At 28.7% G+C, this 15,629-nt stretch carries 14 protein-coding genes; all 14 read left to right on the top strand.

Features of this window, described 5'->3' with window-relative positions:
- Positions 1 to 166 precede the first annotated feature (166 nt).
- The 14 genes from KQI41_RS10880 (at position 167) to KQI41_RS10815 (ending at position 14,862) form a co-directional block, all read left to right on the top strand.
- Complete coding sequence (locus tag KQI41_RS10880; protein WP_216585274.1) at positions 167 to 409, top strand: hypothetical protein; 243 nt, start codon at positions 167 to 169, stop codon at positions 407 to 409.
- Positions 410 to 1,134: 725 nt separating this feature from the next.
- Complete coding sequence (locus KQI41_RS10875) at positions 1,135 to 1,830, top strand: hypothetical protein (protein WP_216585273.1); 696 nt, start codon at positions 1,135 to 1,137, stop codon at positions 1,828 to 1,830.
- 1,642 nt (positions 1,831 to 3,472) lie between these two features.
- Positions 3,473 to 4,618, top strand: a complete 1,146-nt coding sequence (locus KQI41_RS10870) for an amidase domain-containing protein (protein ID WP_216585272.1) — start codon at positions 3,473 to 3,475, stop codon at positions 4,616 to 4,618.
- Positions 4,619 to 4,690: 72 nt separating this feature from the next.
- Entirely contained in the window at positions 4,691 to 5,131 is a 441-nt protein-coding gene (locus KQI41_RS10865) for a hypothetical protein (protein WP_216585271.1), read from the top strand.
- Between the two features lie 348 nt (positions 5,132 to 5,479).
- Positions 5,480 to 6,769 carry an IS110 family RNA-guided transposase gene (locus KQI41_RS10860; RefSeq protein ID WP_154443134.1) on the top strand — a complete coding sequence of 430 codons (1,290 nt, stop codon included), beginning with the start codon at positions 5,480 to 5,482 and terminating at the stop codon, positions 6,767 to 6,769.
- 426 nt (positions 6,770 to 7,195) lie between these two features.
- On the top strand, positions 7,196 to 7,717 hold the full coding sequence (locus KQI41_RS10855) for a hypothetical protein (protein WP_216585270.1): 522 nt from the start codon (positions 7,196 to 7,198) through the stop codon (positions 7,715 to 7,717).
- 267 nt (positions 7,718 to 7,984) lie between these two features.
- Positions 7,985 to 8,224 carry a hypothetical protein gene (locus KQI41_RS10850; protein WP_216585269.1) on the top strand — a complete coding sequence of 80 codons (240 nt, stop codon included), beginning with the start codon at positions 7,985 to 7,987 and terminating at the stop codon, positions 8,222 to 8,224.
- A gap of 151 nt (positions 8,225 to 8,375) precedes the next feature.
- Positions 8,376 to 8,528: a cyclic lactone autoinducer peptide gene (locus KQI41_RS10845; RefSeq protein ID WP_216585268.1), complete on the top strand. Its 153-nt coding sequence runs from the start codon at positions 8,376 to 8,378 to the stop codon at positions 8,526 to 8,528.
- On the top strand, positions 8,528 to 9,094 hold the full coding sequence (locus KQI41_RS10840; protein WP_216585267.1) for an accessory gene regulator ArgB-like protein: 567 nt from the start codon (positions 8,528 to 8,530) through the stop codon (positions 9,092 to 9,094). The genes KQI41_RS10845 and KQI41_RS10840 overlap by 1 nt, the downstream gene beginning before the upstream one ends.
- A 278-nt stretch (positions 9,095 to 9,372) precedes the next feature.
- A complete protein-coding gene (locus KQI41_RS10835) occupies positions 9,373 to 10,089 on the top strand; it encodes a LytR/AlgR family response regulator transcription factor (protein ID WP_216585266.1) in 717 nt (238 codons plus the stop codon).
- A gap of 3 nt (positions 10,090 to 10,092) precedes the next feature.
- Positions 10,093 to 11,376 carry a sensor histidine kinase gene (locus KQI41_RS19295; protein ID WP_216585265.1) on the top strand — a complete coding sequence of 428 codons (1,284 nt, stop codon included), beginning with the start codon at positions 10,093 to 10,095 and terminating at the stop codon, positions 11,374 to 11,376.
- 979 nt (positions 11,377 to 12,355) lie between these two features.
- Entirely contained in the window at positions 12,356 to 12,913 is a 558-nt protein-coding gene (locus tag KQI41_RS10825; protein ID WP_154442844.1) for a hypothetical protein, read from the top strand.
- 130 nt (positions 12,914 to 13,043) lie between these two features.
- Positions 13,044 to 13,556, top strand: a complete 513-nt coding sequence (locus KQI41_RS10820; RefSeq protein WP_154442845.1) for an RNA polymerase sigma factor — start codon at positions 13,044 to 13,046, stop codon at positions 13,554 to 13,556.
- Positions 13,549 to 14,862, top strand: a complete 1,314-nt coding sequence (locus KQI41_RS10815) for a hypothetical protein (RefSeq protein WP_154442846.1) — start codon at positions 13,549 to 13,551, stop codon at positions 14,860 to 14,862. Before KQI41_RS10820 ends, KQI41_RS10815 begins: the two co-directional genes overlap by 8 nt.
- Positions 14,863 to 15,629: the final 767 nt, after the last annotated feature.

Below are 15,629 nucleotides of genomic sequence, written 5' to 3'. Positions count from 1 at the left end.
CAGGATTCGACATTTTGAATTAAAGTGCCGGGGCTGATTTTACGCCCTTTTTTATGTACCGAAATTAAGGGGACCAGTATGAAACGTTGAGAGACGTATATTGCTAGATATCCGCAGCCTTCTGATTTTTTCTAATTAACAAAATGAAAAAATTGGAGGAATACGGATGGCAACCTTTATAAATGCTTACATTCTTGAGAAGACTGAAAGTGGAAATAAAAAACAATATTATGTTTCATTTATTGACGGAAATTATGTACTTCACAAAATGGAGATTAACCTTGATATTTACTCTGCTTTATTTGAATTAAACAAAATTGATAGAAATCTTACTCGCTCTGGTGAAAGGAATTTGGAGCACTTAGATCTTACTGAAGAAGCTCTAAGTAAGTGCTCCTTAATAAAATAGAAAAAGGTGGAAGATATCATATTAGAAAAAGAAAAGAAGACTGAACTTTGGAGTGCAATTGGTTATATTAACATCCGAAAAAGAACATTATAAATAGTCTAGTCTATCATAAAAAAGATCTATGAGTTTCCGTTATAAGAAATAATATAAGAGGATTTAATGAACTATTTCTTAATAAAAATCTTAGTTCATAACATTAAAATATATAGTTCATGACAAATCATGGCATAGAAATATAAAATTGTTATAATAAACATAAGGTTAAGGGGATTATTTAATAGATATTTATAAGCTATAAATATCGGTTATTATTTGTCAAATCAAATAAGTAGATTTTACTATTACCATGAATTGATATATAGTAAAAAAATTAAGAAAGTGGACAAAAGTTAGCTGATTTTAGAATTTGAAGAATATATAATTGAATATAACAAGATAAGAAAATAAATAATTTAATTTTTGGACATGCCTTGAATCTTCATTACAATTGTATCTTTATCTTCTTATGTATAAGAGTTATTAATATTTTCAGTATTATCGGTACTAAAAAGCATAAGCAATTTAAATTTATGTCATTAGTCTCAAATAAGGAGGGATGGAAAAGAGATATATATAACAGTTGGAGCTACGTATTCAAATCGGCAATTAGGATATTGGACAGATTCAGCACTAAAGAAAATAAAACAATATATAAAAAGTGAAAAATTAAAAAAAGGAGTGGTATTATGCTTAAAATCAAAAAAGTATTGCCAGTTTTTTTAGCAATTCTAATGTTAATCCCAAGTGTTAATGTATTAGCACAAGAACATAACATCACTGAAAAAGATTTAAAACTAGAAGAATTAATATCATCAATAGACATTGACAGAGAATTAGATAATGCAATTAATGGGGTTATCGATAATGAAGTTCCTAAAGAAATAATAGATCAAATAAAAATTGAAGGAGATTTTATTTCAGAAGAATCTTTAATAGGAAATTTTTCTACATTACCTTCAGAAACCCCGGAAATAGAAACAGGTTATACAGTAAAAAAACTTGGAGAAATTGATGGTGAATCAGTATATTCAATGACAGCATATGCTAGACCTAAAGAAATAGAAGATAAAGCAACAAAACTTGGAGTTACTGCACTTGTTGGATTAGTTTGGATAGATAATTTCGGAATGGACAATGAACTAGAAAGTGTATTTTACGGATGGAAACCAACTGGTGATTCAAAAGTATCAAATAGAGAACTTAGAATTCTTATTGATAATGCAAATAAAGATGGAATAATTTATCCAAGAAGCGATGACTATAATCATTTTAGTTATTATAGAAAAGGATTTAGATTTAGTGCAAGTACAACTGCAGATGTTACTGATGGTAGAAATAAAGGGTCTATAACTGTTCTTGCGGAAACAAAATTATGGAATTAAATTTAAAAGTATAGCTATTAGAAGGGGTGAATTTTATTAAATTTAAAGATAATCTAAAAATATTTATCTCAACATTATCATTTTTTATAATTGGATTTACAATACTTCTAATAATTGCTAATTCAATAAATCTATATAATTATTTTAATATTTTTATAGTATATTCCTTTAAAATAATCTTAAGTATTTTAATAGCATTTATTATATTTTACTTAAAATATAATGACAAACCAAAAAAACAAAATTTTAAAAACTATAAAAAAGATTTAAAATTAAAAATTGTATCCACTATCTTTCTATCATTGATATTCATATATCATTCAAAAAATCCAATAAGACTATACTCATTAATGGATTATAAGGAATTTTATCTTAATTACAGATTAGTAATACAAGGCTCATTTACTTTATTGTTTATTCTCTCAATGATTACAACATATTTAATACTTGAATATAGATACATGAAAAAGACGATTAATTAATCGTCTTTTTTCTTTTTGCCAACTTCTTTTGTTATATAATTTTTTACTCTAATTGCTTTATAGAAATACGGCTAAGGTGAAAGCGGATATAGAAATCTCAACCCTCAAATATACCTTACTTTATATATTATAATTATGGTTTTACATTAAAAGAAATAGCACTGTTAGTAGTATGTTCCATTCGTGCTGTCAAGCATAGCATTGATGATGCAAAAAAGAAATTAGAAGAAAGAATAAAAAATTTATAAAAGCAGACTTCAAAATAGAGGTTAAATGTGGAAATAGGTGAAGGAATATTATTTTTCTCTTCCCTGTTTTTATTTTACAGGTTGTACTTTGAAAAATTAATATCCGATTACATAAATACATTAGCTGATGAGCCAGAAATGGATAAGCGACAATGGAAGATGCCCCAAGACCACCTGTATACGCAGATATGATTTCTGCTAATATAAAAGCCAGCCTTCTAAGGTGTCTAGTCTATCATATAAAAGATCTATGAGTTTCCATCATAAGAAATAATATAAGAGGATTTAATGAGCTATTTCCTAACAAAACCCTTAGTTCATGACATTAAAATATATAGTTCATGACAAATCATGGCATAGAAATATTAAATCGTTATAATAAACACATAACATGAATAAATTTAGTTTGATATATAAGGAAAGGAGCAGTATCGGTCGAGTTAATTGACGTAATTATTATAAAGTATCTATTCTCTAGGTAATCGATTTTCTATGACATAAGATTTTTGCCTACCCAGTGACTGAAAGGATGGTTACATAAATACACTACCTTCTTCATGGATTGATATGTAGAGTTCCCCCTTATCAATGAGAAATCAATTGGTAAATAATCATAAGCAATTTGAACTATACAATAGATATCTCTAGTAAGTTCTAAAACCATACAATTATCTAAAAGCAGATGTACGACAAGGACATTGGTGCATATTCTGTACCATGGATCATATTAAATAAAGTAAATTATTAACATTTTTATCATATAAATATTATTTTAAACAATTTTAAAATATATAATATTTTAAGAAGTGGAGTGATGTTTATGATTGCACGGTATAGATATTAAAAAATTAACTATAATTTAAAATTTAAAACTGCTAAGAAAAAGGAAAATTAAAAACGGGAGGGCTTTATATGTTTAAAAAAAGAAGATTATTTTTTTTAGTAGCGATGTTTCTTATTTTAAGTTTTATCCCAACTGCATTTGCTTCTGCGAATAATTATAATTTTACCAGTATTAGTAGGGAAAATGAAGAAGCTATTATTACCTATGTTTGTGATCAAGTAATTGAAAGTTATGCAGAATATTATACAATCCCCAGTATTTCTGGACAAATAGTTTCGCTAATTACTGAATCAGATGGCATTCATGCAACTGTAGATGTGGGATTTAAAAAAATACTTTTAGCAAAGTCTGCATCTGAATTACCTTATATTAAAGGTCTTGAAAGTGAATTAGCTAATATCACTGATGATAATTCTAATTTACTTGCGAAAGAGCAGATTGATGCAAGAAAAAAAGATTTAGACGATAATTATATAGGCAAAGAACAAGAGGAAAATGCAACATTTAAGGTTATTATACCTATAGCTAAAGATGGTTTTAGTATAGAAGAATCCACAAATATTGAAATTTATTTTCAAAGTGAAACAGGAGAAATGAATATGTCAGACTTTGCTCCTGCTTCTGAAAGTGAACTTTTTAACAAAGGTGTAGAGGAAATAGATTCAATTCTTAAAAGTACTGATATTGAACGTTATGTGGAGATAGCTGCTAAAACTAATCCAAGCTCTGCTAAAGACTATGATAGAATTAAAGCAAGAGGGTATGCAAGAGATTATTCATGTGGGAAATGTACAACAAGTCCCCATGCTTGCCGAAATAAGAATTACCCATTTTATAATGGTAATGATTGTGCTAATTTTGTCTCTCAAGCAATTCACGCTGGTGGAATTGCAACAGAAAGCAATTGGAAATCAGGCACAAATACATGGGTTAACACAGGTTATTCCTCCTCAATTTATGGGCTTAAAGATTATATGGTAGACCAGGGATTTTTCTTTGCATCATCTAACAAGAACAAAGCTATGGCTGGTAGTATTATTTATTGGACTTCGTATTCCCATGTAGGTTTAGTAGATCAAAATGATACTGTAACAATGACTTTTTGTGCACATACGAATGACCGTAAATCATCATCTTTTAAAAACATAAGCGATGTTTCTTTTTATATACCAGTATGGGATTCATATGGTGGAGTTTGGACACCACAAAATTAAATAAGCACCCTTTTCCCCTTGTTCCAGAAAATTACCCTGGAACAGGGGAGGAAGGTAATCTAGGGGGCAACTATGAAAAAGTATAATTTAACTTGGATCATCTTTTTAGTGTTTCTATTAATTGTTACATTATCTGCATGTTCTGAAACAAAGGAAAATCTAATATATACTAATGATGAGTATGGATTTAGTATAGAATTTCCTGAAAGTTGGAGTGGTGAATTTGAAGTTATTCCATATGAATATGGTTTGGCTATAACTTCTCAAGTAAATGATATTGAAACACTTGCCTATATTCATAAGTATACAATTCAAGAATGGCAGGATTTAAATTATGGTTTAGAAATACCAGTACAACATCAGGTTTTGGGTGAAAATGAAGAAGTGGTTTTTATTTTAATTTATCCTGGAGATGTAAACTATAACATAGAAAATGAAGATTCTGTTAAAAGAAATGAAGAAATGACTACTGATTTGATGGAAGAAAACTTTATTTTCAATTGGCTTGATTAGGATAAAAAGGTACTGTATACCTTTTGTATAAATAGCAATTTTAATGTAAGAAAAATAAATTATATTATAGTTATTTGTATTTATGAAATTAATCCTATTAAAAAATTCTATTCAATAAGAGATACAATTTAAGATATGGATTTGTTAAATAATATATAAGGAGATGTGCATATATAGGGGGTGATCCCGATGTAAGAGTACGCCATTTTAATTAAACTGTTTAAGTGATTTTTTGTAGTTAAAATACGAGCTTCCTGTGATACGATAAAAATAGAAAATCCTCACAAATAAATTAAGGTATAATTGTAATTGAGAGAAAACAATTCTTAATTTAAAGGAGGATCTACTATGAATTATAAACAAAATCAAAGGTTAAATCAATTAACAGATGAAACTTTAATTATTGGAATTGATATTGCCAAGGAATTTCATGTAGCAAGAGCACAAGATGTTCGTGGTATAGAATTTGGGAAATCAATTAAATTTAACAATTCACTTTCAGGATATTTAGAATTGGATAGTTGGATAAAGGAGATTAAGTTAGCCGAAAAGAAAACTACAGTAATAATTGGAATGGAACCAACAGGACATTACTGGCTAAATATTGCAAGATATCTTAAGGACAATGCCTATACAGTAGTTACAGTAAATCCAATGCATGTAAAAAAGATAAAAGAGTTAGATGATAATCTTCAAACAAAAACAGATAAAAAAGATGCAAAAATCATCGCACAGTTGGTAAAAGATGCTAGATATTCTACCCCAAATTTACTCGAAGGTGAGTATGAAGAGCTCAGGAATGCTAAGAATTTAAGGCAAGTTGTAATAAAGGATTTAAATCGTACAAAGAACCAAATTCACAATTGGTTAGACAGATATTTTCCAGAATATAAAGAAGCATATGCCAGCTGGAAATCAAAATCATTTATAAAAATAATTAAAAAGTATATCTTTCCATCTGAAATTGAAAAGTTATCACCAAATGAAATCTATGAGATGCTACCTCCAAAGATGAGAAGGGGTGTAGGCCTTGCGAAGATAGAAAGACTTGTAATAGCTAGCAAAAATAGTATAGGAATAAAAGAGGGTCTTTCATTTGCGAAAATAGAAATAAATTATCTATTAGATAAATATGAAGGTTTTCTCCAACAAATAGAAGAGATAGATAACTATGTAACTGATATCTGTAGCAATCTAGATGAAACAGCAAAGATAACACAAATAAAAGGCATAGGAATTGTAACAGCAAGTGGTATAGTTGCTGAGTTAGGAGATATTGGAAGGTATAAAACACCAAAACAAATGATAAAAATGGCAGGACTTTCTTTAACAGAAAATAGTTCTGGTAAGGTAAAAGGCACAACATCTATAAGTAGAAGAGGACGTAAAGATCTTCGGCGGTTGCTGTATCAGGTAATATTAGGCATGATAAGGACTAATACTGCATTTAAAAAAATGTATATTTATTACACTACAAGACGAAAAAATCAGCTTACTGGGAAACAGGCTATAATAGCATTATGCAGAAAACTATTAAGAATAATTCATACAATAATCTTAAAAGATATTGACTATGATGAAAGTAAAATGATGTCAGAAATAAAATATCCAGAGGAGTTTCTAAATTCAGCTGCTTAATCTTATCTATTCCAGAGATTACATTACGTATGAATTAATAGTGTTAAAAAATTCTATTTAAATATGGTAGCTAAAATAGAACTTGAATTTAAGATTTACAATTATTAAAAAGAACAAAAGTGGCGATCCTGTAATTCCTCCATTAGGATATAATCCTGCATACGAGCATGACGGGACTCACATATAGCTTAAGTTGGACGAAGGAAGTTTGGGAAATAAATCCTGTTAGAAAGAGGTTCTACTACTATATAAAGTGAGCAAAGCCATTGTTTATAAAATAATATAATGCTACTTTTATTAAGTGAGGATTAAAATAGACATTTCATGTAAAATAAAATTATTTTGCTTAAAATGATCTACTAAAATAATAAAAAATTAATCAGAAGTATTGAAAAATACTACTTGATTTAAAGAGGAGGTTATTTAATGAAATCGAAGAGAGTATTTTCTATAATGTTCATATTTGCTTTATTATTATCCTTTTCCAGTTCGCAAATATTTGCTCAGAATGTAGCTGATAAGGATAATATCTCTATAATTAGTGACTATGCAGATGGAAATGAACATAAAAATGATGTACATGAGGAAAATGGATTAGGTATAGTAGTTTTTTCTGAGGAAGGTGAAACAGTTCTTGAGCTTATTATTGACGTTCCAGATTTCAAAGAAAAGTCTATACCAGAAATAGTAGGAAAAATGATTTCTGAAAAGTTAGAAAAAGGTAATTATCAGGATTCTAACCATCAATTAGATAATAATGAAAGTGCTAGAATAATTACTTGTTGTGATAGAACAAGTTGGAAACGTTATTTAATGGAAGTACATTCAAGGACAAGTCCCACTTGCTATGTAGATGTATATGATTTTTTTATTTGTGATAATTGTGATGCATCCTATAGGGAGTATAAAAATTCATATTCTCACCCACGTGCGAATTGCCCATACTAATGAAATATCAAATGAGTTAAGATTGAGTCAAGGATTTAGATAAAAAGGAACTATTATTATATATGGAAAATCTGTGTACTAACTTTGAATTATCCATAGTATACACTGCTTACTGTGGACAGGTAATGGACAAAAATTAAATATGAAAGATAACCTCGACATTGAGTGTCGGGGTTATTTTTTACCCATTTTTCTAATTTCGGCGAGTAAGAGCCAGGAATAACAAAACTTTGTTGTTTCTGGCTTTTTCTTTACCCAAAAACCGGGGTGAAACATGAAAAAGTCAAGGGCGGGATTAAGTTTGAGATCCCGTTCCCCTTCTTTTCTGATATTTGTCTGCTTGCAACTGCAGCAGAGGGAGGAAAAAGTGCAATAGACGGTGCAATCAATGGGTCGCAGGGCTGGATTGTTTCTCAAAACAGCGATAATTTAATTATTTACTTCACAAATAAATTTGGAAATATAGAGGTTAAAGATATTTCAAAAAATAGATTTAGTAGCTTTTAGTAATAATTACATAACATTTTTAGTATTAAAACTTATAAAAATCTTAGTTCATGACATTAAAATATATAGTTCATGACAAATCATGGCACAGAAATATTAAATTGTTATAATAAAAGTAAACAATTATTTAACAAAGAAAGGGGGACTAGCTTTGAGAAACTTAAGGAGTTTGGGATTAAAAGTCGGTATGACATTGGCGAGCTTAGCTTTAATGGTAACATCATTAAACGTTAATACAACTTGTATGCTTATTGCTCACCAACCTGAATTGCCAGAAGGAGCTAAAAAGCTTCGTAAGTTTTAATGGATTTATCAGAAATACTTACGGACAAATTAATAAGTATGCAAATCATTAATGCAGAGGAAAAAGATATTTATTCCTATGGTTTTAAACAGGGCTTATTGTTGCTTTTAAATATGATAACCATAATAATGATTGGCTTTTTCTTTAATATGATTTGGCAAAGCGTAATCTTTATGGTTGCTTACAGTATTCTTAGGGTTTATGCAGGAGGATATCATGCTAGTACTCCGTTCAGATGTTACTTATTTTCTGTTGTGATGATAACAGCAGTACTTTGGTTGATAAAGCTGATTCCTTGGAATGGTTTTATCTGCTTTATTATTACAACAGTATCAGGTATAATCATATTACTAATGGCACCAGTAGAGGATGCAAACAAGCCCTTAAATCAAGAGGAAAAGAGGATTTTCAAAAAACGGACAAATATTATTTTAGGCGTTTTAATTGGATTTGCTTTACTCTTTTGGTTTACAGGTGAGAAACAAATTTCGATATGTATAATTATGGGTATATGTCTGATTTCTGTTATGCTTGTACTTGGAAAAATTAAAGATATCAAAGAATAAATATCAATAGTTAATCTTGAAACTATCCAATATATATTCTTGATCTGCATATATGGATTAGTAAAATGCTAGTAATTCTAAACTGAAAGGATTATAAGTATTTAATAATTCTCTAGTTTACTTTATGTAGGATTACGGATAATGAAAGACCGCTACCTGTTAGGATAGTGGTCTTTTTGCCTAATATTCATATATCTAATTCTTTATAATTCATCAAAAGAGGGTATAGATGTGATATAGTTACTGTAAGTTATCATGTTGCTAAGGGGGTATGAATTATGTTTAGAATAGCGATTTGTGATGATGAACAGATAATAGGTTCACAAATTGAGAATATATTATTGGATTATTCGGAAAGAACCAGTTTGGAAATAGATATTATAGTATTTTCTTCAGGGGAAGAATTGTACAAATATATGGAATCGAGTCATACCTTTGACCTAATATATTTAGATATTGAAATGGAATGTATGAATGGACTTGAAGTTGGAAAGAAGATAAGAAATACAATGCAGAATCATAAAACGGACATTGTTTATATCTCAGGTAAAGATAGTTATGATCGTCAGCTGTTTGATGTACAGCCCTTGCACTTTATTCCAAAACCTATTGATCCGAATAAAGTGATAGAAGATCTAAGGCTAGCTATGACTAGAGCAGACAAACTAGGGGGAATATTTGCATATAAAAAAGGAAATGAATCACATAAAGTACCAATAAAGGATATCATATATTTTGAGAGCCTTGGCAGAGAAACAAGAATTGTTACTGTAAAAGGTGAAGATATTTTTTATGGGGTAATGCAGAATATATTTGAGATAGTTAGGAAATATCAATTTATTAAAATTCATAGATCCTACATAGTTAATTATAATCATATATCTATTTTTAGATATGAGGAAGTTATTATGTCAAATGAGATTATATTACCCATAAGTCAAGCGAGAAGAAAAGAAGTTAAAGATATACAGTTGAGTATAGAGCAGGAGGAATAAGTAGTGAGCATCGATATATATAATTCCATTTATATTTTTAGCAATATTTTTATGACTTATACAATATATAAGTTTATGAAGATATTTTATGTAAAGGAAAATACAAATAAAAAGGCAATGGAAATAGGGTCTTATATTATATATTTTATAGCTATTACTATATTGCATATTTTTGTTAAGATCCCTATTATACTCTTGATTTCAAATCTGGGACTTTTCCTAATGCTAACATTAAATTATAAGGGTAGTTTTAAAAAGAGGTTTTTGACAACTTTTTTAATATACCTTACTTTAATGTGCATTGAAATGATAATTGTTTTATCTACAGGATATTTTAAATTAGATCTTTTAATAAGAAATGAGTATGAATCGATTTTAGGAATTATTATTATAAGAATAGTATCATATTTTATTGTACTGATTATAGGAAGCTACAAAAATATTCGTCAAGGAGATATTGTTCCGAATACCTACTGGTTATGTATACTTATTATACCAATAGGAACATTGTATTTACTAATTACAACATTTATGACAAGTGGACTTAAATCTGTAACGATATTTATGGCTACAACATTGATATTATTGATTAATTTTGCAACATTTTACCTGTATGACGAAATTTCAAGGATATTATCAGAGGAAAAAGATAAGATACTTATGCAGCAGCAAAATAAGTATTATGAAAAGCAGCTTGAACTAATGAGAGCATCTTTGAAATCTATAAAAACAATAAAGCATGATTTAAAGAACCATATGACATCTTTATATGCATTAGTAGAAGAGGATAAAAAAGAAGAGGTATTAGAGTATCTATCGGGAGTGATAAAAGTGTTTAATAATAAAGAAGGTTTAGCATCTACAGGAAATACTGTTATAGACAGCATAATTAACTTTAAATTACGAGAAGCGGAAAAGGAGAAGATTACTGTAAATATAGATTTAAATATTCCTAGAGAACTAAATATTCCTTCATTTGACATAACCATCATTCTAGGAAACTTATTAGATAATGCATTAAATGCAGTAAAAAAATTAGAAAAAGATAGGTATATTAATATTAAAATCAAATATACAAGAGGACGACTAATTGTAAAGATAGATAACTCCTTTGATGGAATAATCATAAAAGAAAAAGGTAAAATTATTACTTCACATAGGGATAAAACCAATCATGGTTTAGGGTTAGAAAGTGTAAAAACAGTTTTAAATAAATACAATGGACTTATAGAATTTAAATATGATAGCAATATATTCCATACAGCACTGTTAATGTTTGTTGAATGAGAACAAAAAAATTGTTCAGCTAATAGCTGGGCAGGCAAATATTTTCCATGAGGCATAATGGTTTATTTTAAGGAGTGGACTATTTTATAATATACTACATTGTGCATTAAGCGTTATTGAAGAGTATAGTAAAATTGGAAATGTAATAGATTTAATTATTCAAGAGAATAGTAAAAATATTAGGAAAGACTGACAAGTAGGAGGAGATAAAGAATTAATAGGAAGGAGCATATTTGTATTATAAGCTATTACTTTCATCAAATGACTAAGACCTTCAAGTACCGTTAAGTGTAGATACTTGAAGGTCTATTTTTTCAGGGAAGGTTCAGGATATGTAGTGGGTCAATTTATCAAGTATGATTCGTATTTAACAAATTGAGTATCTGACTTTGAACTCAGGAACTTTTAGTAACAATAATAGGGTTTATAGCATTAAATTCTGTTAAAAATCTTAGTTCACTACATTAATATATATAGTTCATGACAATCTCCGGCACAGAAAAATAAAATTGTTATAATTAATACAAGATTGTTGCTATTGTAGTGTAAAAATGTACAGGCATATAAAAGAGATTTAGTATTATGAAGGATTAATTTTGAGTTTGAAGTAAAACATGGCTAGTATTAGAAATGACGATTTCTAATTAATATAAAGCTAGCACTTTGAACGTTCATAAAATAGTAAATGGTTTTATTAATATATAGATACTATATCTACATATTAATGAGAGACCAAAAAGAAAGGTGGCATTGTTATGATGTTAAATATCAGGTCACCAAATAAAATTAAGACCAATTAGATATCCTATAACTTAAATAATACTTAGCAATAAGTATGTGAAAGGATATTCTGAAGTCTTATTGTTGAAGGAAATAGAATTTAAGAAAGGTTTTTTAATCTAAAATAGTTATTTAGTTAGAGATTAAAACAGAAAGTTGTTAGAAACGGACTTAAAAAATAAAGTCAGGAGGTAATAAAATGAAAAAAATATTTATATTGAGTCTATGTGTTATGTTATGTTTGACTTCTGTAATTGCTTATGCGGATGAAGATAAGGAAAAATTTGAGGATCAATCATATCCAACATTCATAATAGTTAAAGGAGAAGAAAATATAAAAGCATATGAGGAAGCAGGTATTATAAAACCATCTCCCGAAAGATACGAATTTCTAAAATTGCCAGAGATAGGTACTATGGGAACTAGTGTACCTACTAAGACTTGGGATCTAAACGATTCATCAAGATACTTTAGTTATTCTTTCAGCTCCTATATATACTCCGACTATAAATATCTGCCTTGTCCAGATTCTCTCGGATCAACAGGATATGGAATATATCATTATTTTGAACCTGATGCAAGGCAAAAAATGCGACTTTCATTCTACAGCAGTAATGGGGATTTTGAATTTAATTCGCCGATACTCGATTTGGATGATGTAACAGCTTATGGCACTGCTGTAAAAAATAAAGCTTATTATATTAAGTATACAAGTACACAAGGAACAAGAATAAGCGGTTCAGGTGAAGTGTATTAATGGTAAAAGTTTACTCAAAAATATCGTCAACGCTTTTGTTGACGATATTTTTACATTTATATTCAATTCTATAATAATAATGTAAGGTTTACGGGTAATGAAGTGTCTAATATAGTAAGGAGGGGTAGAAATGGGAAGAAAAATACTAACTGAAGAGCACTTCAATAGCTTAATTGATGAATATGGTACGGAAATTCTGAGACTATGTTATCTTTATCTAAAAGACTATCAACTTGCGGAGGATGCTTGTCAGGACACATTTTTAAAAGTTTATAAGAGTTTTCATAGCTTCAACGGGCTTTCAACGGAGAAAACTTGGATTACAAAGATATGTATTAATACATGTAAAAATTATCTGAGAAATCCATGGAAAAGAAAGGTTACGCTAGAAAATAAGGAGTTTATTCAAGAGGAGGTTTCCGACAAAGAAATATTTGCCGAATTAGAAAAAAGTGAGTTGTTCAACTCTATAATGAACTTAAGAAAGAAATATAAGGAAATTATTTTAATGTATTATTATCAACAATTATCAGTTAATGAAATATCACAAATTCTGGATATTTCGGAGTCAAATGCTTTTACTCGTCTCTCGAGAGCAAGACAATTATTAAAGGATGAATTAGGAGGAATCATTTATGAATAATCTTGAAAATCTAAAAGATTACATAGACAATAATATGAAAAGCATAAGAATTACAGATAACACTAAAAGGAATATACAGTATAAAATCAGAAAAAACAAGCATAATCGCTTAAAACCAGCAGCAGTTATTATCTTACCTATCATGATACTGTCTTTGTTAGCTTTTAATGAGCAGATAAGTTATGCTGCCCAAAAGCTATTCAGTTATCTTCCAGGTATAAATAAAATATTTTACAACGATGGAGAAAATAAGGTATATGGGTTGTTAGGTTCAGTAGAAGTGTCTGATAAAGAAAAATACATAAAGGTAAATGCTGCTTACAATGAGGATAAGACTGTCACACTGACAATGGAAGGCAATGTTACAATTGAAAAAGAAATAGAAAGATATATAACTATAGTAGATGAGGAAAATAATAAAGCAAAGCTTAAATCAAGCGACATCATTATAAACCTTGATGACTATCAATGGAGCGCCCGATGTACTTATGAATTCCGAAAAGTTACAAATAATTTTAATATTATTTATGATAAATTTAATATACCTGTTATTATGACTGAACTGCCAGAAATTCCTCTTGAGAATCATAACTATATTTCCATCAAAAATATTAATGCAGATATTGCTGTAGTAACAGGCTATGTGGAAAATAAATTAGAAGTCAATATATTATCACAGTCTTCTGATGAGGTAAAATCCATATCTTTCCCACTTAAGGAAATTTATCTTTTAGATTCAAAAGGAAATAAATTTTATAGTATAGATAATAACAATGAAAATATACTTTACTTTGATAAAAAATTGGAGAATGGGATTAAATTAGTTATTCCACATATCTTTATTACAGATAACGATGTACGCTCTAATGTGAGTATAAGTAAATACGATTCTTTGCCTGTTAAATTCAGCCTTGGTGATAATGAACTAGTAATTAATAACGCCGAATGGGATGAATATAATGAAAAATTTAATTATAGAACTCCTGAGAACAGCAATTATAGAATGGAAGAGAAAGCACAAAAGATAAACCTTGCTATCAGTAAAAGCTTAGTAGGTACTAATGAATTAAAATTACAAAATATTTCAGCTGATGTAAATAAAGATCAATTAAATGAATATATGGTGGAAGATGTAAGAGTTATATGGGATGATCCTTATAGAGATGCAGATTCACAAATTTCTGAAGAAGAGGATATAAAAATAATTCTTTCTAATATAAAAAATATACAAGATAAAGTTGACATAACTTTTTATGCTCCTGTTTATAGTACATGTGACAAAGTAATTATTCCATTAAGACCTTGAAATCAATAGATATGAAAAATAAATCTGTATGAGGATAGGTTTGATTGTATGTCTTGGTCTTTCATATTGGCTATGTAGATTTGCATTTTTTGAAGTGCATAGCATGAAATTTTGGCCATAATATTGTATGACACATATTTATAGAGAATCCATTTAAAAGCTGAGAACAAAATAATTATTATTCTCAGTTTTTATTGTTTGAGTAATGTAAGAGAAAGAATTAGAATGGGTCACATTTGAATTTTTAGAAGAACTCAGATTTTATAAAATTTGATATTTAGAATTTTTATTAACAAAAATAGAAAGGAACTACAGCATTAAAATCTTAGTTCATGACATTAAAATGTATAGTTCGTAGCAATTTCTCGCACAAAAAAACAATAATGTTATAATTAATTCAATGTAGTTGTTTCATTGTATATAGTAAGTGTTCAGAAGCAATTATCCTAATATTCATGTACTAGAAAACGGACAAGCACAATGGATTTTACTAGTATTTATTATTTATAAGCTTAAGAGTATGAAAATGAGACAAACACATATAAACATTGTGTTTCGTTGAATTATCACGGGAACACTTAAAATTCTAAAGGTGATTAGATAACTTAGATTATAAAAATATATTCAAAATTGGTGTTTCTGTTGATAAAGATACATTAGTATCAAATTCTTAAGAAAGGAGGTCGTGTCATGTTACATGGTAAAGGTCCGCCAAAGTATTGATGCAAGCTTTGTTGAACTCAATAATGAAGCTTGGTACAACAGCG

It is taken from the genome of Tissierella pigra, from assembly GCF_018917845.1.
Lineage (GTDB): Bacteria > Bacillota > Clostridia > Tissierellales > Tissierellaceae > Tissierella > Tissierella pigra.
This window is presented reverse-complemented; position numbering and strand designations above follow the sequence as displayed.